We start from the raw sequence: 25,718 nt of genomic DNA, 5'->3' as shown, positions 1-25,718 counted from the left end.
CCGGGAAATCGGCCGATCCGCCACGCCGAAGATCGAGTTCCGGCCGTTAAGCCCCGTGCGGTCGGGCAGACTCGAAGGAAACCCGAAGCGAAAACCCGCGACCGTCGAAGCCGTGGGGCTCCGGACGCCGGTAAGTCAGCGAAAGAGGGTGGATCGCGTGGACCGTTGCATCGTCCTGGTGGATGCCGGTTACCTGTTGGGGGCCGCCGCGAGTCTCCTCGCGGGCGAGCCGTCGCGGTCCCGGATCACCGTCGATCATGTTTCCCTCATCCAGGGGCTCCGCGAGCGCGCCGAATCCGACACGGAGCGGCCGCTGCTGCGTATCTACTGGTTCGACGGGGCGCCGGACCGGGTGCCCCAGCCGGAGCACCGGCGGTTGCGTGTGATGCCCCGTGTGACCGTGCGGCTCGGTGCTCTGACCCGTAGTGACGGGCGGTGGGCGCAGAAGGGTGTCGACGCGGCCATGCACGCCGAGTTGACCGAGCTCGCCCGTAACCGTGCTTGTTCCGACATCGTCCTTGTGACCGGTGACGGTGATCTGTTGCCCGGCATGATGGCCGCCAAGGAGCACGGGGTCGCCGTGCATCTGTGGGCCGTGCAGGCCGCCGACGGCGACTACAACCAGTCCGAGGACCTTGTCGCCGAGGCCGATGAGCGGCGCGTGCTCGACCGTGCGTGGATCACGAAGGCCGTGCGGGCCAAGGATCTGGGCGGGATCTGTGCGCCGCAGCCCGCTCCTCGGCCCGAGATCGCCGCGATTCTTTCGGCGCCGTTGCCGGATTCCGCGCTGCCTTCTCCTGTGGCTCGGCCTGCCGATCTGTCCGAGGTGCCTGGTGGTGCCGGGCGGGGTGAGGGGGCTGACTCCGGTGCCGGGGTCGGGCAGCGGCATGGGGAACGTGGTGGTGAGGGCGTCGATCATGGGGCGGCCGGGGCCGAGGGGCATGAGGGGGAGCGGGGCGGTGCCGGTAAGGGGGTGCCTACGCCCAAGGATCTTGCCGCTCTGAAGGGGCCGGGTGGGGCGGCTGGTCCGGGGGGTCATCCTCCCGTTCAGCCTGGGCAGCAGCATCCCGCCAACGCGACGCTTCGGTGGTCTTCCGACAAGGGGTGGGTCGAGCGGCCCGGTGTCGCGGGGGAGTCGACCGATGCGGCGTCTCTGCCTACGCTCGCGCAGCTGACCACCGCTGAGCAGCGGTGGGCCGACCGTGAGGAGGACATCACCACCGTCGCCGGTGATCCCTTCGAGGTGGGGCAGGTGTTCGCCCGGCGGTGGATGGAGCGGCTGGGGGACCAGGCTCAGTTGCAGAAGCTGTCTCACATGTATCCGCGGGTGCCGCATCGGATCGACGGGGAGCTGCTCAGGTACGCCGCTCGGTTCGGGCTGCTCGCCCACAAGGACGATCAGATCGACGAGCACGATCGGTATGCGATTCGGGCCGGGTTCTGGCGTGAGGTCGATGTGCGGAGTGGGGCGGAGCGGGTCAGCGCGGAGTAGTGCGGCGGGCTCTTTTGTTCGGGGTTCGCCGTGGGGGTCGCGTCCGGGGCCGGTTCTGCGCCGGGGTGCGTGGGCGGGCGCGGGGCGCTTGACGGTTTGCGCCGAGGTTTTACGTGGGTGCGGGGACGCGCCGGTATGTCCGTCCTCGCCACCACTGTCGCGTCGTCGGATTTGTGTGGGCGTTACTGGTGGGTGCCGGCTCCGGGCGGACATACCGGCACGTCCCCTTCCGTACGTCGGCGGCTTTCCCGTCGTGGGGGCTTCTGGTTCTCGGGCGCGGTGTTCTCGTCCGGTTTCGGTGGCATGTCCTACCCGGGCTACGGGGGTGGGGGGTGACCCCGTACTCTCGTCCTTCGTGAGTACGCGCACGGCAGAGACGGACCCCGCAGGGCGACAGGGGGATGTGGTGTGCGTCGTGCGGGACCTCGTGCGGACGTATCCCGCCACCCGTGGGCGCCGTGGAGCGCCCGGCAGCGCTGAGATTCGCGCCACCGACGGGGTGTCCCTCGATATTCGGCGCGGGGAGATTTTTGGGCTTCTGGGGCCCAACGGGGCTGGTAAGTCGACTCTTGTGCGGCAGCTGACCGGTCTTATGCGGCCCGACAGGGGGTCTGTCGCGATTCTCGGGCACGACATCGTGCGGTATCCGGAGCGGGCCTCGCGGATTCTTGCCTATCTGGGGCAGGAGTCGACCGCTCTGGATGAGTTGAGTGTGTCGCTTGCCGCTGAGACCACCGGGCGGTTGCGGGGGCTTGATCTGCGGGCTGCGCGCGGTGAGCGGGATGCTGTCATTGAGGAGTTGGGGCTGGGGAGTATTGCCTCTCGGCCTTTGAAGAAGCTTTCCGGGGGGCAGCGGCGGCTTGCTTGTTTTGCGGCTGCGTTGGTCGGGGAGCGGCCTCTTCTCGTGCTTGATGAGCCCACTACGGGGATGGATCCCGTGGCCCGGCGTGCTGTGTGGGCCGCTGTCGACCGGCGGCGGGCCGAGCGTGGGGCCACCGTCGTGCTCGTCACCCACAACGTCATCGAGGCGGAGACCGTGCTCGACCGGGTCGCCGTGCTCGACCGTGGGCGCGTCATCGCCTGCGATACGCCTGCTGGGCTGAAGGAGAAGGTCGCCGGCGAGGTGCGGGTCGAGCTCGTGTGGCGTGAGCGGGCGCCCTTGGACGTGCCTGCCGTGGCCGCGCTGCGGGACTCCGCTGTCGAGTCGGGGCGCCGGTGGTCGCTGCGGCTCGGGCCCGATGAGGCCCGTGCGGCGGTCGCGGCTGTCACCGGCGGTCCCGCCTTTGCCGCTCTTGACGATTTCTCCCTCACCACTCCGAGCCTCGAAGATGTGTACCTGGCGCTCGGCGGCAGCGCCAAGGGGCTGGTGAAGTCGTGAACGAGGCGGCCGCCATGCACGTAGACAGGAGCCACGCACCGTGAGTGTCGTACCCGCTGATGTTCTGCAGGGCGGTGTCCGAGTGGGCGGGGCCGGGCGGGACGCCGAGGCCGACGCTGTCGGTGAGCTGGCCCCTCGGGCCCGTTTCCTTCCGTCACTCGCCGCCGTGTACCGCGCGCAGCTCTCGCGGGCGCGCGTGGCCAGGATCCCGCTCCTCTTTGTCGCCACCTTCCAGTCCGTCGGGATCATGATCCTCATGCGGGGCGTCGTGGACGGGGGCAGCGAGGCGCAGGCCGTCGTCGCCGGGTCGAGTGTTCTCGTTGTGGCGTTCGTGGCTCTCAATCTGCTCGCGCAGTACTTCGGGCAGCTTCGGGCCGCCGGTGGGCTCGATCACTATGCGACGCTGCCCGTGCCGCCTGCTGCTGTTGTGCTGGGCGCTGCCGGTGCTTACGCCTCGTTCACCGTGCCCGGGACCGTGGTGACCGCTGTCGTCGGCTGTGTGATGTTCCAGCTGCCGGTCGCGCATCTGTGGGTGCTCGCCGCCGTCATTCCGCTTGCGGGCGCTGCCTTGTCCGGGCTCGGTGCCGCGCTCGGGCTGCTTGCTCCGCGGCCCGAACTGGCCACGCTGCTCGGGCAGTTGGGTATGTCCGCTGCCTTGCTGTTGGGTGTTCTGCCGGCCGACCGGATGCCGGGGATCATCCAGTTCGCGCGTGATCTGCTGCCGTCGACGTACGGCGTCGAGGCCTTCGCCCGTACCTTCGGGGCGCATCCGGACTGGAGTGTCGTGCTGCTCGATCTGGGCGTCTGTGCGGCCGTCGGCGTCGCCTCGCTGGCCCTCGCGACGTGGGCGTACCGCCGGGCGGCCGTCCGGTGACGCGCGCTCAGCGGTGGCCTGGCACGATGGCAGGGTGACCGCACCGCTGACGCCACGACCCCAGCAGCCCTCGAACGACCCTTGGCAGGTTCCGGACCCCTCCGGGTCCTTGCCCCCTCACACGTACCAGGAGGACGGCCCAGGGATGAGGACCGAACTGCGCGAGGCCGCTGTCGTCACGGTCGGGCTGGCCCTGACCGGGCTGCTCCTCGGCGCGCTGTGGCTGTGGCTCGCGCCGCGCGTGCCGCTCATCTCCGACGCCCAGGCCGTCTACCTCAAGGACACCGAGGGCGAGCAGGCCATCGGCGTCGACGGCACGTTCATGCTGCTGGGCCTCGCGTTCGGCGTCGTCACCGGGGCCGCCGTGTTCCTGTGGCGCCGGCGCGGCGGCGTACCGCTCGTCGTGGCCCTGGCCGTGGGCGCACTGCTCGGCGGGCTCATCGCCTGGCGGTTCGGCATCTGGCTCGGCCCCACGCAGGACGTCGCCGCCCACGCCAAGGCGGTCGGCAAGGGCGTCACCTTCGCCGCGCCGCTCGAACTCAAGGCGAAGGGCGCGCTTCTCGCCTGGCCGCTGGCCGCGCTGGTGGTCCACCTCGGCCTGACCGGCCTCTTCGGACCCCGCGACCCCGACCCGTACTTCGACACCCCGTTCCCGCCGGCCCCTTGAGCGGGGTCAGGCGCGGCCGATGGGCGCCAGGACCGCTGACGTGAGCGCGGCCAGGTCGGCCGGGGCCAGCTCGACCTCCAGGCCGCGGCGGCCCGCCGAGACGCAGATCGTGTCGTGCGCCCGCGCCGAGTCGTCCAGGACCGTACGCAGCTTCTTGCGCTGGCCGAGCGGGGAGATGCCGCCCCGCACATAGCCCGTGGTGCGCTCCGCCGCCGCCGGGTCGGCCATCGCGGCGCGCTTGCCGCCGACCGCCGTGGCCAGGGCCTTCAGGTCGAGCTGGCCCGCCACCGGCACGACGCCGACGATCAGCTCGCCGTCCACGTCCGCGACCAGCGTCTTGAACACCCGGTCGGGGGACACGCCCATCGCCTCGGCCGCTTCGTCCCCGTACGAGGGATGGGCCGGGTCGTGCTCGTACGCGTGGGTCGTGAAGGGGGTGCCCGCAGCGGTGAGCGCCACTGTCGCGGGCGTGCCCCCGGACTGCTGCTTCTTGGACTTCTTCGCCAACGTCCTCATGCCTTACGTCAGTTGAGACCCGAGTCGGTGTGCGACCCGTCGTCAGTTGAGGCTGGTCGCCTGGCGGGTCAGGTCGCCGGCCGGCAGTGACGGGAGGTTGCGGATGATCGCCGTCTCGGAGCGCAGGACCTTCAGCTCGTCGCGCAGGCGTGACGCCGTGTCCGGGGCCTGGAGCAGCCGCTGCTTGGTGGGGATGTCGAGCACGGCGGCCGCCGCCACCAGGTACGACACCACGGACGGGTCGTCCGGCAGGTCGGCGCCCGTCGCCAGGGTGCGCTCGCGGGCGCCCGCGAGCCGCTTCTGGTAGGAGCGGAAGGCGCGCAGCACCCCGTCGGCCAGGGCGCCCGCCTCGTCGCCGGGCTCCTCGGGCAACTCCTCGACCTCGGCGGTCAGATAGGCGCCCGACGCGTCGACCGAGTGGATCTTCACGCGGGTCGTGCCGGTGGCGAGTACCTCGAAGCTGCCGTCGGCCCGCTCCCGGATCGTCGCGGCGTCAGCGATGCAGCCCACCGCGTGCAGGGCCTTGGCCGGGTCGTCTCCGAAACCGGCCGCGGGACCCGCCTCGGCTGCGGTCTTCGTCGCCTGGTCCGGCATCCCGGGGGCGCTGGGCGCGACCTCGTGGCCGTCGCGGATCGCCACGACGGCGAACCGGCGCGGCTCGTCGGAACCGGCACTGTCGCCGGACGCCTCGGAACCCCCGGAGGAGGTCTTCAGCAGGTCGCGCATCATGGCGCGATAGCGCTCCTCGAACACGTTCAACGGGAGCACGAGCCCCGGGAACAGCACCGAGTTGAGCGGAAAGAGCGGAAGCCGGACGGTGGTCACGACGGTCAAGCCTAATGGGATCCGGAGCCGGCCTGTCCGCGGCGGGTCCAGCCGCCGAGGAGCGGCCGGTTCGCGGCGACCTCGATCCGTACGCCGTCACGCAGTTCCAGGAACTGGCCGAGCGGGTCGTCCGAGATCCGGTCCCACGGGAACGAGGTCGCGTACGGGCCCGTCAGGCGGACCTGTTCCAGGGCGTCGGACCAGCGCTCCAGGCGGACCAGGACGTACGTGAGCAGGTTGCGGACCTCGGCCGGCCAGGGGTCGGCGGCGGCGTACTCGCCGGACAGGGCGATCGCCAGGTCGGCCGCCGCGTCCAGGCGCGCTCGGGGCACCGTCGTGCCCGTCCCCGCCTCGCTCGTCAGATACGCGAACGCCGCCCGCACCGGGAGCGCCTGCACCAGGGAACCCGGCAGCGTGTCCTGCGCCGCGCACTCGGCGAAGTCGAAGCACTCGCGGTGCGAGCCGTACCAGGCCGCCGACAGGTACTGGAGCGCCGACACATGGCAGCCGTAGTGGTGCGGGGAGCGCCGTATCGCCTCGGCCCACAGCTTCTCGAAGACGGTGTGCGAGGCGTTCGTGCCGCGCGCGTGGTCGAGGGCGACCCGCCAGGGCACCGGGTCGCCGGGGTCGCCCTCGGCGGCGGAGGTGATCAGCGGGGCCACGTCGCGGAGCAGTTCGGCGCGGGCCGGTGACTCCCAGCCCCGGGTGACCGCCAGCTCGGCCTGGACGAGGAGGGCGTCCGGGTCGTTGGGCGCCGCGAAGCGCCAGTCGGCGAACCATTCGCCGCGGGTGCGCGCGAAGGCGGCGAGCCGGGTGACGTAGCGGTCCCGGTCCTCCCACTCGCCGGCCTCGCGCGTGGTGGCGAGCAGTTTGGCGGCGGCCTCGTACTCGCCCCGGCCCGCGGTGACGAGGGCGGGTCCGAGGCGGTCGTCGGGCGCGTCCAGAAGGATGTCGTCGTCGGCGGGCAGCCCGGCCGCGAGACCCGAGGTGTGGCGGACCATCCGCGCGGTGCGGACGAGGGCGCGCAGCAGTGGCAAGGTGTGGACCCCGCTCCGAGTGGCTCAGTTGATGGTTGTGCTGGGATGACGGCCGAAAGGGACCCTTGGTTGCCCGGGGTCCGGCAAAAAAGCCTCAGGGGTACGGCAAAGAACAGTTCGCCGGGTACGCACTCCTCCCGTCAGCCTCTCCGCAGCAGCCGCGTCGCCCCCGCCGCCACCGTCGTCGCGAGGATCCAGCCGAGGAGGATCAGGGCCGTCGCGGCCCACTGCCAGCCGCCCCGCAGCTGCCACGAGGCGTCCTGGCCCAGGTCGATGACGGGCAGGATCAGGTCGAGGGTGAACAGGGCGGGGCTCCAGTTCGGCGCCTCGCCCGGCTTGATCGGCGGATGCGACGCGTGCGAGAAGGCGAGCGTGCCGGCCGCCCACAGGACCGCCATCCACACGGCGGCCCGGCCCGGCCGGTACCCGTACGCGACCATCCAGTCCTGGATGTACCCCCAGACCTTCGCGGCCGGCGGCAGCGTTTCGCGGCGGCGGCGCTGCTTGGCGAGCAGCACCTCGCGGGCGTCGGCGTCCTCGCCGCTGTTGCGCAGCACGGTCGCGAGCCGCTCGTAGGGCTCCGGGCTGTACTCCGGTGTCGCGGCCGACAGCCATTCCAGGCGGCCGGCCAGCGGGAACGGGCCGCGCGGGATCAGGTTCTCGTAGACGAAACCGCCTACGCGCAGGCCGCCCGGGCCGGGCCAGCTCGCCGCCCGGTCGATCAGGTTCACGACCTTCGCGCCGGACAGGACGATGCGCCCGCGCTTCGGCCGCTCGCACAGGAAGCGCAGCTCGGGCGTCTGGATACGGCGCATCGACACCTCCTGCTCGTGCTCCAGGTGGAAGCGCGCCTGGTCCAGGTCGACCGCGTCACCGAACCGGCCGTCGTCGAGCCGCACGCCGCCGACGCACTCGAAGCGCTGCACACGGGTGCCGCGGGCCGGGGTGACGCCGCTGGTCTGGAGCGGATTGCCGACGCCGGCCGGGGTCAGGTAGAGGGTGCGCTCGACGGTCAGCTGCGGGGCGTTGAGCGCGTGGCGCCCGTACGCGTTGGAGAGGCGGCTGCCGCGCAGGCTGAGGGAGACGCCGATCTGGGCGCCGCGCAGGCTCAGCTCGCCGTGCGTCTCCAGCATCTCGGCCTGGAGGTCCTGGCCGACCGACATACCGTCCGCCGTGATCGACTTGTCGCGCCGGTCGCGGTACACGACGGCCTGGTTGAGCAGCAGGTCCGTGCCGATGTGGGCGTCGGTGAGGCGTACGCCGCTGTGGAAACGGCAGCGCGGCAGGTGCAGATCGCCCTCGGTGTGGACGCGGGCGGCCTCCAGGCGGGGGATCGAGCAGTCGACCAGGCGCAGCGTCGTGAACCGCGCCTCGGGCAGCAGGATCTCCTTCTCGAAGCGGCACTGCTTCATCTCGACGTACGGCTTGATCCCGCCGCCCGCCAGGTCGAGGGCGTCGGTGATCTGTACGCCCTGGAGCTTGAGCGACGAGACGCGGCCCGGGAGCGCGGGCGGGCCGTCGAGCAGCAGCCAGGCCACGATCCGCGCCCGCACGCTCCGTCCCGGCCCCCAGGCGAGGCCGCCGTGCGGGTCGTCCACGCCCGGGTCGCCCGAGCGCAGGTCGTAGACGCTGCCGTTGCGGAACGCCTGCCACATGCCGATCTCGGCGGCCGTGAGACCGTCCGGCGGGTCACCGATACCGCTGTCGTCGACCACGTGTGAATTCCTCCCCCGAACCCCGTGGAACCCTTGGCACTCCGTGCCCGCAGAACCCCGTGAACCGCGTAGCGCCCCGTGGAACCCCCGAAATCTCGCGGAGCCCGTACGCCCCGGGACCGCTCCGCTACTCGCGGGTTCGTACAGCTGTTCATGCCCGCTGAGTGACGGCCTGAACGCTCCTGGTGAAGGTCTTCCGCGGGCCCCGCAAGATGATCCGTATCAGCCATTGATACGGGCGGCGGGCGGTGATGCGGGGTCTGCGAGAATTGGCCATGTGATCTCCCGAATCGATCTGCGCGGCGACGCCCTCCCTGAGGGTCCCGCCCTGCGCGACCTGCTGCCCCGAGCCGACTTCGACGTTCAGGCCGCCCTGGAGAAGGTGCGTCCGATCTGCGAGGCCGTGCATCATCGTGGCGACGCGGCACTGATCGACTACGCGGAGAAATTCGACGGCGTGAAGCTGGAGTCCGTGAGGGTTCCGGCCAAGGCGATCCAGGACGCCCTGGAGCAGCTCGACCCAGCCGTCCGCGCGGCCCTGGAGGAGTCGATCCGCCGCGCCCGCATCGTCCACCGCGAGCAGCGCCGCACCACCCACACCACGCAGGTCGTCCCCGGCGGCTCGGTCACCGAGAAGTGGGTCCCCGTCGAGCGCGTCGGCCTGTACGCGCCGGGCGGCCGCTCCGTCTACCCGTCCTCCGTGGTCATGAACGTGGTGCCCGCGCAGGAGGCCGGCGTCCCCTCGGTCGCCCTCGCCTCCCCGGCCCAGGCGGAGTTCGGCGGCCTGCCGCACCCGACGATCCTGGCCGCGTGCGCCCTCCTCGGCGTCGACGAGGTGTACGCCGCGGGCGGCGCCACCGCCGTCGCGATGTTCGCGTACGGCACCGAGTCCTGCGCCCCGGCCAACATGGTGACCGGCCCCGGCAACATCTGGGTCGCCGCCGCCAAGCGCTACTTCACCGGCCTCATCGGCATCGACGCCGAGGCCGGGCCCACCGAGATCGCGGTCCTCGCGGACGCCACCGCCGACCCGGCGCACGTCGCCTCCGACCTGATCAGCCAGGCCGAGCACGACCCGCTCGCCGCCGCCGTCCTCGTCACCGACTCCCCGGAGCTGGCCGACGCGGTGGAGAAGGAGCTGGCCCCGCAGATCGAGGCCACCAAGCACGTCGACGACCGCATCGTGCCCGCTCTCAGCGGCAAGCAGTCCGCGATCGTCCTGGTCGACGGCGTCGACGAGGGCCTGCGGGTCGTCGACGCGTACGGCGCCGAGCACCTGGAGATCCAGACCGCCGACGCCGCCGCGGTCGCCGAGCGCGTGAAGAACGCCGGCGCGATCTTCGTCGGCCCCTGGGCACCGGTCTCCCTCGGCGACTACGCCGCGGGCTCCAACCACGTACTGCCCACCGGCGGCTGCGCCTGCCACTCCTCCGGCCTGTCCGTCCAGTCCTTCCTGCGCGGCATCCACATCGTGGACTACACGCGGGACGCCCTCGCCGACGTCGCCCACCACGTGGTCACACTCGCCGAGGCGGAGGACCTGCCCGCGCACGGCGCGGCGATCAAGGCGAGGTTCGGGTGGAAGGTTCCAAGTCAGTGACCGGCATCGACGATCTGCCCGTACGGGACGAGCTGCGCGGCAAGTCCCCTTACGGCGCGCCCCAGTTGGACGTACCCGTCCGGCTGAACACCAACGAGAACCCCTACCCGCTGCCCGAGCCCCTCGTGCAGCGGATCGCGGAGCGGGTCGCCGACGCGGCCCGCAGCCTCAACCGCTACCCGGACCGGGACGCGGTCGAGCTCCGCACCGAGCTGGCCCGCTACCTCACCCGCACCACCGGCCACCCGGTCCGCTACGAGCAGGTCTGGGCGGCCAACGGGTCGAACGAGGTGCTCCAGCAGCTCCTCCAGGCCTTCGGCGGCCCCGGGCGCACCGCGCTGGGCTTCGAGCCCTCGTACTCCATGCACCCGCTGCTCGCCCGCGGCACCAACACCGACTGGGTCAGCGCCCCGCGCAAGGACGACTTCTCGCTGGACGTGGACGCGGCCGTCGAGGCGATCCGCACCCACAAGCCGCACGTCGTCTTCATCACCAGCCCCAACAACCCGACGGGCAACGCGGTGGCCCGCGAGGACGTGCTCGCCCTGTACGAGGCCGCCGGGCGCGGCGCGCTCGTCGTCGTCGACGAGGCGTACACCGAGTTCAGCCACGGCAGCTCGCTCCTGGAGCTGATCGAGGGCCGCCCGAACCTCGTCATCTCCCGCACCATGTCGAAGGCGTTCGGCGCGGCCGGCCTGCGCCTCGGCTACCTCGCCGCCGACCCGGCCGTGGTCGACGCCGTGCAGCTCGTACGCCTGCCCTACCACCTGTCGGCCGTGAACCAGGCGACGGCGCTCGCCGCCCTGGAGTACACCGACACGCTCCTGAGCTACGTGGAGCAGCTGAAGGCCGAGCGCGACCGGGTGGTCGCGGAGCTGGAGACGCTCGGCTTCGACGTGACCGTCGCCGACGCCAACTTCATCCAGTTCGGCGTCTTCGACGACCCGCACGCCGTCTGGCGGTTCGTCCTCGACCGCGGAGTCCTCATCCGGGACAACGGCGTACCGGGCAGGCTGCGCGTCACCGTCGGCACCCCCGAAGAGAACGACGCGTTCCTGGACGCGGCCCGTGAAGTGAAGAAGGAGTTCGGCTGATGAGCCGCGTAGGACGAGTAGAACGCACGACGAAGGAAACGTCCGTCCTCGTCGAGATCGACCTCGACGGCACCGGCCAGGTCGACGTGTCGACCGGCGTCGGCTTCTACGACCACATGCTCGACCAGCTCGGCCGCCACGGCCTCTTCGACCTCACGGTCAAGACCCAGGGCGACCTGCACATCGACTCGCACCACACCATCGAGGACACCGCCCTCGCGCTCGGCGCCGCCTTCAAGCAGGCACTCGGCGACAAGGTCGGCATCTACCGCTTCGGCAACTGCACGGTCCCGCTGGACGAGTCGCTCGCCCAGGTCACCGTCGACCTCTCCGGCCGCCCCTACCTCGTGCACACCGAGCCCGAGAACATGGCGCCGATGATCGGCGAGTACGACACGACGATGACCCGGCACATCCTGGAGTCCTTCGTCGCGCAGGCCCAGATCGCGCTGCACGTCCACGTCCCGTACGGGCGGAACGCGCATCACATCGTCGAGTGCCAGTTCAAGGCGCTCGCCCGCGCCCTGCGGTACGCCTCCGAGCGAGACCGGCGCGCCGCCGGAATCCTGCCGTCCACGAAGGGCGCCCTGTAATTCCATGAACGGCCTCAACACCATCCTCATCCTCGTCGGTCTCTTCCTGATCGGCGGCGTCATCTCCTTCGTCAAGCAGGGAATGCCCAAGGGCCTGATCGTCCTGGTCTCCATCGCGGCGGGCATGTGCCTGGTCGCGGGGGTCCTGCGGCTCGACTTCTGGAACTGAGAGGCGGGAGCACAGCCATGACTTCAGCCGGCTCTCAGGGCCGCAAGAAGGTCGTCGTCTTCGACTACGGGTTCGGCAACGTCCGCTCCGCCGAGCGGGCGCTGGCCCGCGCCGGCGCGGACGTCGAGATCACCCGGGACTTCGACGCCGCGATGAACGCCGACGGGCTCCTGGTCCCCGGCGTCGGCGCGTTCGCCGCCTGCATGAAGGGCCTCAAGGAGGCGCGCGGCGACTGGATCGTCGACCGCCGCCTGTCCGGCGGACGCCCCGTGATGGGCATCTGCGTCGGAATGCAGATCCTCTTCGCGCGCGGCATCGAGCACGGCGTCGAGGCGGACGGCCTCGACGAGTGGCCCGGCACCGTCGAGCCCCTCAAGGCCGACGTCGTCCCGCACATGGGCTGGAACACGGTCCGCCCGCCCGAGGACACCGAACTCTTCGCAGGCCTCGACAGCGACGCGCGGTTCTACTTCGTGCACTCCTACGCGGTGCAGCACTGGGACTTCGAGGTCGGCAACGTCCACATGCGCCCGCCCAAGGTCACCTGGGCCACGCACGGCGAGCCGTTCGTCGCCGCCGTCGAGAACGGCGCACTGTGGGCGACACAGTTCCACCCCGAGAAGTCCGGCGACGCCGGCGCGCAGCTCCTCACCAACTGGATCGGAACCCTCTGATGCCTCGCACGCTCGAACTTCTCCCGGCCGTCGACGTCCGCGACGGTCAGGCCGTCCGTCTGGTGCACGGCGAGTCCGGCACCGAGACCTCCTACGGTTCCCCGCTCGAGGCCGCCCTCGCCTGGCAGTCCTCCGGCGCCGAGTGGCTGCACCTCGTCGACCTGGACGCCGCGTTCGGCACCGGCGACAACCGCGCCCTGATCGCCGAGGTCGCCGGCGCGATGGACATCAAGGTGGAGCTGTCCGGCGGCATCCGCGACGACGACACGCTCGCCGCCGCCCTCGCCACCGGCTGCACCCGCGTCAACCTCGGCACCGCCGCCCTGGAGACCCCCGAGTGGGTCGCCAAGGTCATCGCCGAGCACGGCGACAAGATCGCGGTCGGCCTCGACGTACGCGGCACCACGCTGCGCGGCCGAGGCTGGACCCGCGACGGCGGCGACCTCTACGAGACGCTGGAGCGCCTCAACTCCGAGGGCTGCGCGCGTTACGTCGTCACCGACATCGCCAAGGACGGCACGCTCCAGGGCCCGAACCTGGAGCTCCTGAAGAACGTCTGCGCGGCCACGGACCGCCCGGTCGTGGCGTCCGGCGGCGTGTCCTCCCTGGACGACCTGCGCGCCATCTCCGCGCTCGTCCCGCAGGGCGTCGAGGGCTCGATCGTCGGCAAGGCCCTGTACGCGAAGGCCTTCACGCTGGAGGAGGCCCTCGCCGCGGTGGCCGCGTCATGAGCGATGTCGTCCGCCGGGTGAACTCGGGCGGGCCGTGGGAAGAGGCCATCGGCTACTCCCGCGCGGTCGAGCTGCCGAACGGCCTGGTCCTGGTGTCCGGCTGCACGTCGATCGTGAACGGCGTCATCGACGCCGGCACGCCCTACGAGCAGGCGATCAACGCGTTCCAGGTCGCCTTCGACACGCTGAAGACCCTCGGTCTCGACCGCGAGCATGTGGTGCGCACCCGTATGTACGTCACCCACGCACGCGACACGGACGATGTGGGCCGCGCCCACAAGGAACTCTTCGACGACATCCGCCCGGCCGCCTCCATGATCATCGTCTCCGGCTTCATCGACCCGAGCCTGGTCGTCGAGGTCGAGGTGGAGGCGTACCGGTCCGATTCAGGAGCACCCTCAGCATGAGCCTCGCCGTCCGAGTCATCCCCTGCCTGGACGTGGACAACGGCCGGGTCGTCAAGGGCGTCAACTTCCAGAACCTGCGCGACGCGGGCGACCCCGTCGAGATGGCCAAGGTGTACGACGCCGAGGGCGCCGACGAGCTGACGTTCCTCGACATCACGGCCTCCTCCGGCAACCGCGAGACGACCTACGACGTGGTGCGCCGCACCGCCGAACAGGTCTTCATCCCGCTCACCGTCGGCGGCGGCGTCCGCACGGCACAGGACGTGGACAAGCTGCTGCGGGCCGGCGCGGACAAGGTCGGGGTCAACACGGCCGCGATCGCCCGCCCCGACCTGATCCGCGAGATCGCGGAGCGCTTCGGCCGCCAGGTCCTCGTCCTGTCGGTCGACGCGCGCCGCACGCCGTCCGGCTCCTTCGAGGTCACCACGCACGGCGGCCGCAAGTCCGCGGGCATCGACGCCGTCGAGTGGGCGCACCAGGCGGCCGAGCTGGGCGCCGGCGAGATCCTCCTCAACTCGATGGACGCCGACGGCACGAAGGACGGCTACGACATCGAGATGATCGAGGCCGTCCGTAAGCACGTCACGGTCCCCGTGATCGCCTCCGGCGGCGCGGGCCGCCTGGCCCACTTCCCGCCTGCGGTAGCCGCGGGCGCCGACGCGGTCCTGGCCGCCTCGGTCTTCCACTTCGGCGACCTGCGCATCGGCGAGGTCAAGGGAACGCTGCGCGAGGCGGGGTATCCGGTGCGCTGACACCGGTGTTGCCACTTTGGCCCCGGTCACCCTTCAGGGGGTGGCCGGGGCCTTTTGCCGAAGCCCGATCGCTAGAGCCCGACCGCTAAAGCCCGATCGCTAAAGCCCGAGCTGCTTGGTCTCGTGCAGCCGGTCGATCGCGTCCTTGTCGCCCTCCGTCTGCACGCGGGCCGCGTCCTGACGGCCGAAGGCGAAGAGGAGGAGTTCGCCGGGCTCGCCGGTCACCGTCACCACCGGGGTGCCCCGGTGCGCCACCGCCGTACGGCCGTCCGGGCGGCGCAGCACCAGGCCGACCGGCGACTTGCGGCCCATGACACGGGCCATCCGCTCCAGGCGCGACCACAGCGCGTCCGAGAAGACCGGGTCGAGCTCGCGCGGCGTCCAGTCGGGCTGCGCCCGGCGCACGTCCTCCGTGTGGACGTAGAACTCGACCGCGTTCGACGCCTCGTCGATCTGCTTGAGGGCGAACGGCGAGAACCGCGGCGGACCCGTTCTGATCAGCTGGATCAGCTCTTCGTAGGGCTTCTCGGCGAATTCGGCCTGCACCCGTTCCAGGCGCTGCGCCAGCGGCTTGATCAGGATCCCGCCCGCGGCGTCCGCGCGGCGCTCGCGCACCACCACGTGCGCGGCGAGATCACGGGTGTTCCAGCCCTCGCACAGGGTCGGCGCGTCGGGGCCGGACGCCTCCAACAGGTCGGCGAGGAGAAGTCGTTCACGCTTCGCATGGGTCGACATACGGTCAGCGTACGGCCGGGCGGCCGCTCCGCCCACCCGCCGGACAGGTCCCGTGACCGCGCTTCCCGGCCGCTCTCAGCCCGTGGACGCGGACCGGAGCGATCTCCCCGGCGCGGCACAATGGAGCCCATGACCAGCACGCCTGAGCCCAGCAGCCTGGACCCCGCCGTCGCCGCCCGCCTCAAGCGCAGCGCCGACGGACTCGTGCCCGCGATCGCCCAGCAGTACGACACCGGAGAGGTGCTCATGCTCGGCTGGATGGACGACGAGGCGCTGCACCGCACGCTGACGACGGGCCGCTGCACGTACTGGTCCCGCAGCCGCCAGGAGTACTGGGTCAAGGGCGACACCTCCGGCCACTTCCAGCACGTCAAGTCGGTCGCCCTCGACTGCGATGCCGACACGCTCCTCGTGAAGGTCGACCAGGTCGGCGCGGCCTGCCACACCGGCGACCGCACGTGCTTCGACGCGGGCGAGCTGACGGTGACGAACACGGGCGCCTGACCGCCGCCACGCCCACGTGTTCCACGGAGCGGGCAGGCGCACCGGACCTGCCCGTTCACGCCCTAAGCTCCTCCCATGGATCTCGAGACCTTCCGCAAGCTCGCGACCGACCGCCGAGTGATCCCCGTCAGCCGCAAGCTCCTCGCGGACGGTGACACCCCCGTCGGTCTGTACCGCAAGCTCGCCGGTGAACGCCCCGGCACGTTCCTCCTGGAATCCGCGGAGAACGGCCGCTCGTGGTCCCGCTACTCCTTCGTCGGCGTCCGCTCCGCCGGCACCCTCACCGCCCGCGACGGCCAGGCGCACTGGCTCGGCACCCCGCCCGTCGGCGTCCCCACGGACGGCGACCCGCTCGCCGCCCTGCGCGCCACCGTCGAGACCCTCCACACCCCGCACCACGAGGGCCTGCCCCCGTTCACCGGCGGCATGGTCGGCTACCTCGGCTACGACATCGTGCGCCGCCTGGAGAAGATCGGCCCCGGCGAGCGCGACGACCTCAAGCTCCCCGAGCTGACGATGCTCCTCACCAGCGACCTCGCCGTCCTCGACCACTGGGACGGCTCCGTCCTGCTGATCGCCAACGCGATCAACCACAACGACCTCGACACCGGGGTCGACGAGGCCTACGCCGACGCCGTGGCCCGCCTCGACGCCATGGAGGCCGACCTCTCCAAGCCCGTCGTCCAGCCCCCGGCCGCGCTGCCGCCCTCGGAACTCCCCGAGTTCACCGCCCTGTGGGGCGGCAAGGACTACCAGGACGCCGTCGACGACATCAAGGAGCGCATCCGCGCCGGCGAGGCCTTCCAGGTCGTGCCCTCGCAGCGCTTCGAGACGCCGTGCACGGCCAGCGCCCTCGACGTGTACCGGGTCCTGCGCGCCACCAACCCGTCCCCGTACATGTACCTCTTCCGCTTCGACGGGTTCGACGTCGTCGGCTCGTCGCCGGAGGCGCTCGTCAAGGTCGAGGACGGGCGCGCCATGGTGCACCCCATCGCCGGCACCCGGCCGCGCGGCGCGACGCCCCGCGAGGACCAGGCGCTCGCCGACGAACTCCTCGCCGACCCCAAGGAGCGCGCCGAGCACCTGATGCTCGTCGACCTCGGCCGCAACGACCTCGGCCGCGTCTGCGAACCGGGCTCCGTCGAGGTCGTCGACTTCATGTCCGTCGAGCGGTACTCGCACGTCATGCACATCGTGTCGACCGTGACCGGCCGCGTCGCCGCCGGCACCACCGCCTTCGACGTCCTCACCGCCTGTTTCCCGGCGGGCACCCTCTCCGGCGCCCCCAAGCCCCGCGCGATGCAGATCATCGACGAGCTGGAGCCGTCCCGGCGCGGCCTGTACGGCGGCTGTGTCGGATATCTCGACTTCGCCGGCGACTCCGACACGGCCATCGCGATCCGCACCGCGCTCCTGCGCGACGGCACCGCGTACGTGCAGGCCGGAGCCGGTGTCGTCGCCGACTCCGACCCGGTCGCGGAGGACACCGAGTGCCGCAACAAGGCGGCCGCTGTGCTGCGTGCCGTGCACACGGCGAACCGGATGCACGGCGTCTGAAGGCGTGGGGGATAGTGGTGAGGTGACTTCCGCAGTGCCATCCCCCCGTACCGGAACCGGGACCGTATCCCCGGAGGCGGCCGCCGCGCGCAACGGCCGCCGCAGCCTCGCCGCCGCGCTCCTGCTCGGCGCCCTGGGCGCGGCGGTGGCCCTGCTCTCCTCCCGCCAGGAGTGGGCCTCCGGGGCCGCGACCGTGCCCGGTGGCAGCTTCCCGCTCACCGCCACGGGCAGCGACGTCACCGGGGTTCCGGCGGCCCTCGCCATAGTGGGTCTCGCGGCCCTCGTCGCCGTGTTCGCGGTCCGCCGCGCCGGGCGCACGCTCGTCGCCGGGCTCCTCACGCTCAGCGGCGCGGGCGCCGTCGTCGCCGCCGTCCTCGGCGCCACCGACAGCGCCGCCCTCGACGAGAAGGCCGCCCAGGTCTCCGGCAACACCGCCGCCACCATCGGCGGACTCGGCCACACCATCTGGCCGTACGTCGGTGCGGCGGGCGGCGCGTTCATCCTGCTGGCCGGGCTGCTCGCCCTGCGCTTCGGCAGCGCCTGGCCCTCGATGGGCGGACGCTACGAACGCAACGGCACCCCGCGTCCCCGCAAGGCCCGGCCCGTGGACCCCGAGCGTCCCGAGGAACTGTGGAAGGCCCTCGACCGCGGCGAGGACCCGACCCGCGGGGACTGACCGACCCGCAGGCGAGGGCCGTCGGCCACGGACCGCACCGACCCCGAGTTCTGCCCTTTCCCGCTGGTGCGGGACAATGACCGTGAGCGTCCGGCTCAGACCCGGCGCGGGGCCGCGCAGGGTACGGGGCCGAGCAACAGGCACGTATTGAGCAACGAGGAGCAACCCACAGTGGACAGCAGCCACGGACACACCCCGGCCGCCTGGACCGGTGTCATCATCGCTTTCGTCGGGTTCTGTGTCGCCGGCGCCTTCACCGTGATGGGGAACGCGATCGGCTTCTGGGTGGGCATCGCCCTGCTGGCCGTGGCCGCCGCCGCGGGTGGCGCCATGCGCATGGCCGGCCTCGGCAAGCCGAAGGCCGAGACGCTGCCGTCCGTCGCCTCGGAGGCCGTCACGGAGGCCTGAGCCCTCACACATGTCGCGAAGGCGGCCCGGCACCTGATGCCGGGCCGCCTTCGCGCGTCGCGCCGCCGGGCGGAGCCCCCGCCGCCGGGCCACAATGCACGGGTGAACGCCGAACCGGACACGGCCACCCCGATCAGCGGCACCGACGGCACGACCGGCGGCACGCTCCGGCGCCTGGCCGTCCCGCTCGGCGTCCTCGCGGCGGTCGCCGCCGCCTTCGCCTACGTCGGCTCCGTCGACCCGAACGAGCCCGGCCACTACCCCGCTTGCCCCCTCCTCCAGTACACCGGGATCTACTGCCCCGGCTGCGGCGGCCTGCGCAGCGCCCACGCCGTCGTGCACGGCGACCTCACCGCCGCCCTCGGCGACAACGCCCTCGCCGTCGCGGGGTACGCGCTCTTCGCCGTCCTGTGGGTGGTGTGGGCCGTACGGGCGGCACGGGGACGGGAGTTCAGGATCGCGCTCGGACGGCCTCACCTGTGGGCCCTCGGCGCGCTGCTCCTCGTCTTCACCGTTGTCCGGAACCTGCCCTTCGGTGGCTGGCTCCATCCTTGACTCCATCCTTGATCGGCAGTATTTGTCCAGGTAGTGGGACCGCCGTCCCTTGGATGCGGAGCCGGAGGCATCCTGCGGATATCATCGCTGTGACCAGTGGATTGCCCGCTGTGGCAATCAGCTTCCACCGCTCCACCGTCAGGAAGGGGGCCGCTCGCGTGAGTGTGCTCGACGAGATCATCGACGGAGTCCGTGCCGACCTCGCGGAGCGGCAGGCGAACGTCAGCCTCGACGAGCTCAAGGAGCGCGCGGCCAAGGCGCCGGCGGCGAAGGACGGCGTTGCCGCCCTGCGCGGCGACGGCGTCAAGGTCATCTGCGAGGTCAAGCGCTCGAGCCCGTCCAAGGGTGCGCTCGCCGCGATCGCCGACCCGGCGGGACTCGCCGCCGACTACGAGGCGGGCGGCGCGGCCGTCATCTCCGTACTGACCGAGCAGCGCCGCTTCGGCGGTTCGCTCGCCGACCTCGAGGCCGTGCGCGCCAAGGTCGACATCCCGGTCCTGCGCAAGGACTTCATCGTCACGTCGTACCAGCTGTGGGAGGCACGGGCCTACGGCGCCGACCTCGCCCTGCTGATCGTGGCCGCCCTGGAGCAGCCCGCCCTGGAGTCGCTCATCGAGCGCGCCGAGTCCATCGGGCTCACGCCGCTCGTCGAGGTCCACGACGAGGAAGAGGTCGAGCGCGCCGTCGACGCGGGCGCCCGCATCATCGGCGTGAACGCGCGCAACCTCAAGACGCTCAAGGTCGACCGGGACACGTTCCAGCAGGTCGCCCCCGAGATCCCCGACCATATCGTCAAGGTGGCCGAGTCGGGCATCCGCGGCCCGCACGACCTGATCGCGTACGCCAACGCGGGCGCGGACGCCGTGCTCGTCGGCGAGTCCCTGGTGACCGGCCGCGACCCGCGTACCGCGGTCTCCGACCTGGTCGCCGCGGGCGCCCACCCGGCCCTGCGCCACGGCCGGAGCTGACCTCCTGATGCCCATCGCCGCCCGCCTCGCCCCCGGCTGCCGCCCCCGCGGCTGCCGGGCGCCCGCGCGACGCGTGCGAGGGCGGCGCGTGCGCTACCACATCGGCGCGGAGCCGGGTCAGATCCCTGGGATGCGATGGCGAGGCGGCGCCCTGAACGCCGCCGCGAGCTGAAGCGCCCCTGAAAGGGGCGCGGGGAACTGCGCGATCGGCCCAGGAGGGCCGCAGTCGCGACAGAACCGTGACCAGCTACGGCGTGAGGGCGTACTCACGTCAAAGCCAACGCCAGCCTTAGCGAGGTTTCCGCAATGCCCAGCGAGTACTTCATCCCCGACCCCGAGGGTCAGATCCCCAGCCCCGAAGGCTACTTCGGGGCGTTCGGCGGCAAGTTCATCCCGGAGGCCCTCGTCGCCGCCGTCGACGAGGTCGCCGTCGAGTACGACAAGGCCAAGAGCGACCCGGCCTTCGCCGCCGAGCTCGACGACCTGCTCGTCAACTACACGGGACGCCCCAGCTCCCTCACCGAGGTGCCCCGGTTCGCCGAGCACGCCGGCGGCGCCCGCATCTTCCTCAAGCGCGAGGACCTGAACCACACCGGCTCGCACAAGATCAACAACGTGCTCGGCCAGGCGCTGCTCACCAAGCGCATGGGCAAGACGCGCGTGATCGCCGAGACCGGCGCGGGCCAGCACGGCGTCGCGACCGCCACCGCCTGCGCGCTCTTCGGCCTCGACTGCACCATCTACATGGGCGAGATCGACACCGAGCGCCAGGCGCTCAACGTCGCCCGGATGCGGATGCTCGGCGCCGAGGTCGTCGCCGTGAAGTCCGGCAGCCGCACCCTCAAGGACGCCATCAACGAGGCGTTCCGCGACTGGGTCGCCAACGTCGACCGCACGCACTACCTCTTCGGTACCGTCGCCGGACCGCACCCCTTCCCGGCCATGGTCCGCGACTTCCACCGCGTCATCGGCGTCGAGGCCCGCCGCCAGATCCTGGAGCGCGCCGGACGCCTGCCCGACGCGGCCGTCGCGTGCGTGGGCGGTGGCTCGAACGCCATCGGCCTCTTCCACGCCTTCATCCCGGACAGCGGCGTACGCCTCATCGGCTGCGAGCCGGCCGGGCACGGCATCGAGACCGGCGAGCACGCCGCGACCCTCACCGCCGGCGAGCCCGGCATCCTGCACGGCTCGCGTTCCTACGTCCTCCAGGACGACGAGGGCCAGATCACCGAGCCGTACTCGATCTCGGCGGGTCTCGACTACCCGGGCATCGGCCCGGAGCACGCCTTCCTCAAGGACAGCGGTCGTGGCGAGTACCGCGCGGTCACCGACGACGCCGCCATGCAGGCCCTGCGCCTGCTGTCGCGTACCGAGGGCATCATCCCGGCCATCGAGAGCGCCCACGCGCTCGCCGGGGCCATCGAGGTCGGCAAGGAACTGGGCAAGGACGGGCTGATGATCGTCAACCTGTCCGGCCGCGGCGACAAGGACATGGACACGGCCGCCCGTTACTTCGGCCTGTACGACACCGACGCCGCCGTCGCGGCGGACGAGGCCGGGACCGGCGCGGAGATCGAGGGGGACGTCAAGTGAGCGGCAACGTCGAGCTGTTGAACGAGACCCTTGCCGCGGCAAAGGCCGAGGGCCGCGCCGCCCTCGTTGCCTACCTGCCGGCCGGGTTCCCGACCGTGGACGGCGGCATCGAGGCGATCAAGGCCGTCTTCGACGGCGGCGCCGACGTCGTCGAGGTCGGCCTCCCGCACTCCGACCCCGTCCTCGACGGACCCGTCATCCAGACCGCCGACGACATCGCCCTGCGCGGCGGCGTCCGGATCGCGGACGTCATGCGCACGGTCCGCGAGGCCCACGCGGCGACCGGCAAGCCGGTCCTCGTCATGACGTACTGGAACCCCATCGACCGCTACGGCATCGAGCGGTTCACCGCCGAGCTCGCCGAGGCGGGCGGCGCCGGCTGCATCCTGCCGGACCTGCCGGTCCAGGAGTCGGCCGTATGGCGTGAGCACGCCGACAAGCACGGTCTCGCGACCGTCTTCGTCGTCGCCCCCAGCAGCCAGGACGCGCGCCTCGCGACGATCACCGCGGCCGGCTCGGGCTTCGTCTACGCCGCCTCCCTCATGGGCGTCACCGGCACCCGCGAGTCGGTCGGCGAGCAGGCCCAGGAGCTGGTGCGCCGCACCCGCGCCACCACGGACCTGCCGGTCTGCGTCGGCCTCGGCGTCTCGAACGCGAAGCAGGCCGCCGAGGTCGCGGGCTTCGCCGACGGAGTCATCGTCGGCTCGGCCTTCGTGAAGCTGATGCTCGACGCCGAGGACGAGACCGCAGGTCTCGCGGCCGTACGGGCGCTGGCGGCGGATCTCGCCGACGGGGTGCGCGTCAAGGCGTCGTAACCCACGCTCGAAACCGGTGGCGGCGCGTCCGAACACGTCGTCACCCTTCTGGGTGGACCTGGGACCGGGGAGGCACGCTGGTGCCTCCCCGGTTCGTTTGGCGGGTGTGAGCGAGAAGAACCGTGACGGAAAGCGCAGCGCCCGCGAACGGCTGGCCCAGGAGCGCGAGAAGCAGAAGACGAAGGACCGGCGCCGCCGGGGCATGATCGTCGGGGGTGCCGTCGTCGGCGTCCTCGCGCTGGCCGCCGTGATCGGGGTGATCGCGGCGAATTCCGGCAGCGACAACAGCGGCAGCAGCGCCGGCCCGGTCACCGCACCCCAGGGCGCGGTCGGCAAGGACAGCCTCGCCATCCCGGTCGGCCAGGACAGCGCGAAGTCGACGCTCACGGTGTGGGAGGACTTCCGCTGCCCCGCCTGCAAGGCCTTCGAGGACAACTTCCGCACGACGATCCACGAGCTGACCGGCTCGGGCCAGCTCAAGGTCGAATACCACCTGGCCACCCTCATCGACAAGAACATGGGCGGCACCGGCTCCCTGCGCGCGGCGAACGCGGCGGCGTGCGCCCAGGACGCCGGGAAGTACCCCCCGTTCCACGACGTCCTCTACGAGAACCAGCCCCCCGAGACGTCCGACGCCTACGAGGACAACGCCAAGCTGATCGACCTGGCCGGCAAGGTGAACGGCCTGGTCACCCCGGACTTCCGCAAGTGCGTCGACGGCGGCACGCACGACGGCTGGGTCAAGAAGTCGAACGACGCCTTCCAGGCCGGCGGCTTCCAGGGCACCCCGACGGTGCTCCTGAACGGGAAGAACGTGTACGCCGACCAGACCAATCCGCTGACCCCCGCGAAGCTCAAGCAGATGGTTCAGGCGGCGAACAAGCAATAGTGGCAAGGGGGTTGTCCGGCGCCCTGTGAGGGAGGCGGGCGCCTCGTTATGGACCCGTAGCCGGGCTGATTGCCGCCGCCACGGCCCGGCACGGTAGCGTCGGAGGTGCCATGACTCTTGCCTACATCCCCAGCCCGTCACACGGAGTGGTCTATCTCGGACCCATTCCGCTCCGCGGCTACGCGTTCTGCATCATCATCGGCGTCTTCATTGCCGTCTGGCTCGGCAACAAGCGCTGGATCGCCCGCGGCGGGCGCTCCGGCACGGTCGCCGACATCGCGGTCTGGGCCGTGCCGTTCGGCCTGGTCGGCGGCCGGCTCTACCACGTGATCACGGACTACGAGCTGTACTTCAGCCCGGGCCGTGACTGGGTGGACGCCTTCAAGATCTGGGAGGGCGGCCTCGGCATCTGGGGCGCCATCGCGCTCGGCGCGGTGGGCGCGTGGATCGGCTGCCGCAGACGCGGCATCCCACTGCCCGCGTACGCCGACGCCATCGCGCCCGGCATCGCCCTCGCCCAGGCCATGGGCCGCTGGGGCAACTGGTTCAACCAGGAGCTGTACGGCAAGCCCACCCACCTGCCCTGGGCCCTGAAGATCACGTCCACGGCGGACGGCCGCGTACCCGGGCTCTACCACCCGACGTTCCTGTACGAGTCCCTGTGGTGCATCGGCGTCGCGCTGCTCGTCATCTGGGCCGACCGGAAGTTCAAGCTGGGCCACGGGCGCGCGTTCGCGCTGTACGTCGCCGCGTACTGCGTGGGCCGCTTCTGGATCGAGTACATGCGTGTCGACGACGCGCACCACATCCTCGGTCTGCGGCTCAATGACTGGACCGCGATGATCGTCTTCCTGCTCGCCGTGCTCTACATCGTGGTCTCGGCGAAGAAGCGGCCCGGGCGCGAAGAGGTCGTGGAGCCGGGTGCGGGCGATGATGGCGAGGCCGGAGCCGGTGCGGAGGGTGAGGGCGCTGAGGCCGACGCTAGCGCTGAGGCCGGTACGGTCGTCGCCGGTGCTGAGGTCGGCAAGGGCTCGGGTGAGAGTGACGGTGAGGCTTCGGTCGGGGGTGAGGCCGTGACCGTCGTCGAGGCTGCGACCGAGGCCAAGGCCAAGGCTGAGCCTGAGGCCGAGGGAGCCGACCAGGGCCCCGAGGGCTCGCCGGCCAAGGATGAGGCTGCGGGCGAGGCCAAGAAGGCCGCGAAGAGCTAGCCACGCCGCTCCCCGATGAGCACGCCGATGGGGCGCCGGATCACCACGATCCGGCGCCCCATCGCCGTATCGAGGTCACGTCTCCCAGCGCCTGGCCCCCGGCGCGCCGCCGCGTTCCCCGGTCCGTCAACGCGCCCACCCTGTGATCCATCTCTCGGGCGGCGGCGAGAGCGGTTCGAGGCGGGGTGCAAAACGGCTGAAAGCCCTGGTAAGTACGGCCTTCCTTGCTGGCGGGCCCCCGATTCCGTGCGTACTTTCGACGGTGTTGAGGGGGGAGCCGGCGCCCGCGGAACGCGTGTGCGGCATCGGCTCCGCATGAGAGGAGCACTGGGCGGGATGGCCATCATCGAGACCGAGGCGGCGCTGCACGACGCGCACCGCGACAACCACACGCACCGCGACGTCAACGGCGGCTGGCTGCGCCCCGCCGTGTTCGGCGCGATGGACGGGCTCGTCTCGAACCTGGCCCTCATGACGGGTGTCGCCGGCGGCGACGTGTCGCAGCAGACGATCGTCATCGCCGGGCTCTCCGGACTCGCGGCCGGCGCCTTCTCCATGGCGGCCGGCGAGTACACCTCAGTAGCCTCCCAGCGTGAGCTGGTCGAGGCCGAACTCGACGTCGAGCGGCGGGAGTTGAGGAAGCACCCCGCCGACGAGGAGCGGGAGCTGGCCGAGCTCTACATGTCGCGCGGGGTCGAGCCCGAGCTCGCCCGTGAGGTGGCGCGCCAGCTCTCCCAGGACCCCGAGCAGGCCCTCGAAATCCATGCGCGCGAGGAGCTGGGTATCGACCCCAGCGACCTGCCGTCACCGACGGTCGCCGCCGTCTCGTCCTTCGGGTCGTTCGCGCTCGGCGCCCTGCTCCCGCTGCTGCCCTACCTGCTCGGCGCGAGCGCCCTGTGGCCCGCGGTCCTGCTCGCGCTCGTCGGCCTGTTCGCCTGCGGTGCGATCGTGGCCAAGGTGACGGCGCGGTCCTGGTGGTTCAGCGGTCTGCGCCAGCTGGCTCTCGGTGGTGCCGCTGCGGGTGTGACGTATCTCCTGGGCACGCTGTTCGGAACGGCCGTAGGATAACCATCGCGTGATGGCTATACGCCGTTCTGTATAAATAGCCGTATCCCCGCGGTTTCGAGTGTGTGACCGCGGGGCATGAGCCGAGAACGCCACGGGCAACGTCGCCCGTCTCGCCCAGATACATATCCGCGGACACGATCTGCCCTTGCAGTTCCCTTGACCGTGAAGTTCTCTTGAAGAAGTCCCCCTCGGTCTGACGCCGCTCCGCATCCGGAACG

General features: G+C 71.5%; 28 protein-coding genes. 23 read left to right on the top strand and 5 right to left on the bottom strand.

Features of this window, described 5'->3' with window-relative positions; translation table 11 throughout:
• Positions 1-157 precede the first annotated feature (157 nt).
• From ABZ893_RS28335 to ABZ893_RS28320, 4 genes are all read left to right on the top strand, one after another.
• Positions 158-1,492 carry an NYN domain-containing protein gene (locus ABZ893_RS28335; protein ID WP_361408927.1) on the top strand — a complete coding sequence of 445 codons (1,335 nt, stop codon included), beginning with the start codon at positions 158-160 and terminating at the stop codon, positions 1,490-1,492.
• A 406-nt stretch (positions 1,493-1,898) separates the two neighbouring features.
• Positions 1,899-2,870: an ABC transporter ATP-binding protein gene (locus ABZ893_RS28330; protein ID WP_361409120.1), complete on the top strand. Its 972-nt coding sequence runs from the start codon at positions 1,899-1,901 to the stop codon at positions 2,868-2,870.
• Between the two features lie 40 nt (positions 2,871-2,910).
• On the top strand, positions 2,911-3,744 hold the full coding sequence (locus ABZ893_RS28325) for an ABC transporter permease (RefSeq protein WP_361408924.1): 834 nt from the start codon (positions 2,911-2,913) through the stop codon (positions 3,742-3,744).
• 34 nt (positions 3,745-3,778) lie between these two features.
• Positions 3,779-4,411 carry a DUF2567 domain-containing protein gene (locus ABZ893_RS28320; RefSeq protein WP_361408922.1) on the top strand — a complete coding sequence of 211 codons (633 nt, stop codon included), beginning with the start codon at positions 3,779-3,781 and terminating at the stop codon, positions 4,409-4,411.
• A 6-nt stretch (positions 4,412-4,417) separates the two neighbouring features.
• On the opposite strand, the gene ybaK is transcribed toward ABZ893_RS28320, so the two are convergent.
• The 4 genes from ybaK to ABZ893_RS28300 form a co-directional block, all read right to left on the bottom strand.
• Positions 4,418-4,918: a Cys-tRNA(Pro) deacylase gene (gene ybaK / locus ABZ893_RS28315; RefSeq protein ID WP_361409117.1), complete on the bottom strand. Its 501-nt coding sequence runs from the start codon at positions 4,916-4,918 to the stop codon at positions 4,418-4,420.
• A 51-nt stretch (positions 4,919-4,969) separates the two neighbouring features.
• A complete protein-coding gene (locus tag ABZ893_RS28310) occupies positions 4,970-5,752 on the bottom strand; it encodes an LON peptidase substrate-binding domain-containing protein (protein WP_361408919.1) in 783 nt (260 codons plus the stop codon).
• 11 nt (positions 5,753-5,763) lie between these two features.
• Positions 5,764-6,789 (bottom strand): hypothetical protein, encoded by a 1,026-nt coding sequence (locus ABZ893_RS28305; protein WP_361408916.1) that lies wholly within the window; start codon positions 6,787-6,789, stop codon positions 5,764-5,766.
• Positions 6,790-6,929: 140 nt separating this feature from the next.
• A complete protein-coding gene (locus ABZ893_RS28300) occupies positions 6,930-8,504 on the bottom strand; it encodes an oxidoreductase (protein ID WP_361408913.1) in 1,575 nt (524 codons plus the stop codon).
• Between the two features lie 277 nt (positions 8,505-8,781).
• Here ABZ893_RS28300 and hisD point away from each other — a divergent pair, with 277 nt between their 5' ends.
• From hisD to hisF, 8 genes are read left to right on the top strand one after another with little or no spacing between them, the layout of a single operon-like run.
• Positions 8,782-10,104, top strand: a complete 1,323-nt coding sequence (gene hisD / locus ABZ893_RS28295; protein WP_361408910.1) for a histidinol dehydrogenase — start codon at positions 8,782-8,784, stop codon at positions 10,102-10,104.
• On the top strand, positions 10,101-11,198 hold the full coding sequence (locus ABZ893_RS28290) for a histidinol-phosphate transaminase (protein WP_361408907.1): 1,098 nt from the start codon (positions 10,101-10,103) through the stop codon (positions 11,196-11,198). The genes hisD and ABZ893_RS28290 overlap by 4 nt, the downstream gene beginning before the upstream one ends.
• Positions 11,198-11,791, top strand: coding sequence for an imidazoleglycerol-phosphate dehydratase HisB (hisB, locus tag ABZ893_RS28285; protein ID WP_361408904.1), 594 nt, complete (start codon positions 11,198-11,200; stop codon positions 11,789-11,791). The genes ABZ893_RS28290 and hisB overlap by 1 nt, the downstream gene beginning before the upstream one ends.
• Positions 11,792-11,795: 4 nt before the next feature.
• Complete coding sequence (locus ABZ893_RS28280; protein WP_361408901.1) at positions 11,796-11,960, top strand: hypothetical protein; 165 nt, start codon at positions 11,796-11,798, stop codon at positions 11,958-11,960.
• Between the two features lie 17 nt (positions 11,961-11,977).
• Entirely contained in the window at positions 11,978-12,634 is a 657-nt protein-coding gene (hisH, locus tag ABZ893_RS28275) for an imidazole glycerol phosphate synthase subunit HisH (RefSeq protein ID WP_361408898.1), read from the top strand.
• A complete protein-coding gene (gene priA, locus ABZ893_RS28270; RefSeq protein WP_361408895.1) occupies positions 12,634-13,365 on the top strand; it encodes a bifunctional 1-(5-phosphoribosyl)-5-((5-phosphoribosylamino)methylideneamino)imidazole-4-carboxamide isomerase/phosphoribosylanthranilate isomerase PriA in 732 nt (243 codons plus the stop codon). Before hisH ends, priA begins: the two co-directional genes overlap by 1 nt.
• Positions 13,362-13,772 (top strand): RidA family protein, encoded by a 411-nt coding sequence (locus ABZ893_RS28265; RefSeq protein WP_361408892.1) that lies wholly within the window; start codon positions 13,362-13,364, stop codon positions 13,770-13,772. The genes priA and ABZ893_RS28265 overlap by 4 nt, the downstream gene beginning before the upstream one ends.
• The gene (gene hisF / locus ABZ893_RS28260; RefSeq protein WP_361408889.1) at positions 13,769-14,524 is read left to right on the top strand and encodes an imidazole glycerol phosphate synthase subunit HisF; all 756 of its coding nucleotides are present in this window, start codon (positions 13,769-13,771) and stop codon (positions 14,522-14,524) included. The genes ABZ893_RS28265 and hisF overlap by 4 nt, the downstream gene beginning before the upstream one ends.
• 99 nt (positions 14,525-14,623) lie before the next feature.
• Here hisF and ABZ893_RS28255 read toward each other — a convergent pair whose 3' ends face one another.
• Positions 14,624-15,259 carry a TIGR03085 family metal-binding protein gene (locus ABZ893_RS28255; protein WP_361408886.1) on the bottom strand — a complete coding sequence of 212 codons (636 nt, stop codon included), beginning with the start codon at positions 15,257-15,259 and terminating at the stop codon, positions 14,624-14,626.
• Positions 15,260-15,388: 129 nt separating this feature from the next.
• On the opposite strand from ABZ893_RS28255, the gene hisI reads away from it, so the two are divergent.
• The 11 genes from hisI to ABZ893_RS28200 all read left to right on the top strand — a co-directional run bounded on the left by hisI (position 15,389) and on the right by ABZ893_RS28200 (position 25,500).
• Entirely contained in the window at positions 15,389-15,763 is a 375-nt protein-coding gene (hisI, locus tag ABZ893_RS28250) for a phosphoribosyl-AMP cyclohydrolase (protein WP_361408883.1), read from the top strand.
• Positions 15,764-15,838: 75 nt separating this feature from the next.
• The gene (locus ABZ893_RS28245; RefSeq protein WP_361408881.1) at positions 15,839-17,320 is read left to right on the top strand and encodes an anthranilate synthase component I; all 1,482 of its coding nucleotides are present in this window, start codon (positions 15,839-15,841) and stop codon (positions 17,318-17,320) included.
• 34 nt (positions 17,321-17,354) lie between these two features.
• Positions 17,355-17,996, top strand: a complete 642-nt coding sequence (locus tag ABZ893_RS28240; protein ID WP_361408878.1) for a TIGR02234 family membrane protein — start codon at positions 17,355-17,357, stop codon at positions 17,994-17,996.
• A gap of 171 nt (positions 17,997-18,167) precedes the next feature.
• Positions 18,168-18,404: an HGxxPAAW family protein gene (locus ABZ893_RS28235; RefSeq protein WP_361408875.1), complete on the top strand. Its 237-nt coding sequence runs from the start codon at positions 18,168-18,170 to the stop codon at positions 18,402-18,404.
• Between the two features lie 132 nt (positions 18,405-18,536).
• A complete protein-coding gene (locus tag ABZ893_RS28230) occupies positions 18,537-18,959 on the top strand; it encodes a DUF2752 domain-containing protein (RefSeq protein WP_361409115.1) in 423 nt (140 codons plus the stop codon).
• Between the two features lie 158 nt (positions 18,960-19,117).
• Positions 19,118-19,927, top strand: coding sequence for an indole-3-glycerol phosphate synthase TrpC (gene trpC / locus ABZ893_RS28225; protein WP_361408873.1), 810 nt, complete (start codon positions 19,118-19,120; stop codon positions 19,925-19,927).
• Positions 19,928-20,233: 306 nt separating this feature from the next.
• A complete protein-coding gene (gene trpB / locus ABZ893_RS28220) occupies positions 20,234-21,520 on the top strand; it encodes a tryptophan synthase subunit beta (RefSeq protein ID WP_361408870.1) in 1,287 nt (428 codons plus the stop codon).
• Positions 21,517-22,335 carry a tryptophan synthase subunit alpha gene (gene trpA, locus ABZ893_RS28215; RefSeq protein WP_361408867.1) on the top strand — a complete coding sequence of 273 codons (819 nt, stop codon included), beginning with the start codon at positions 21,517-21,519 and terminating at the stop codon, positions 22,333-22,335. Before trpB ends, trpA begins: the two co-directional genes overlap by 4 nt.
• 106 nt (positions 22,336-22,441) lie before the next feature.
• On the top strand, positions 22,442-23,224 hold the full coding sequence (locus tag ABZ893_RS28210) for a thioredoxin domain-containing protein (protein ID WP_361408864.1): 783 nt from the start codon (positions 22,442-22,444) through the stop codon (positions 23,222-23,224).
• A 110-nt stretch (positions 23,225-23,334) separates the two neighbouring features.
• Positions 23,335-24,432 carry a prolipoprotein diacylglyceryl transferase gene (gene lgt, locus ABZ893_RS28205; RefSeq protein WP_361408861.1) on the top strand — a complete coding sequence of 366 codons (1,098 nt, stop codon included), beginning with the start codon at positions 23,335-23,337 and terminating at the stop codon, positions 24,430-24,432.
• 336 nt (positions 24,433-24,768) lie between these two features.
• Positions 24,769-25,500, top strand: a complete 732-nt coding sequence (locus tag ABZ893_RS28200; protein WP_361408858.1) for a VIT1/CCC1 transporter family protein — start codon at positions 24,769-24,771, stop codon at positions 25,498-25,500.
• Positions 25,501-25,718: the final 218 nt, after the last annotated feature.

This window comes from Streptomyces sp. NPDC046821, from assembly GCF_040645335.1.
Lineage (GTDB): Bacteria > Actinomycetota > Actinomycetes > Streptomycetales > Streptomycetaceae > Streptomyces.
Note: the sequence above shows the minus strand (reverse complement) of the source record. Positions and strands in the feature narration are given on the sequence as shown.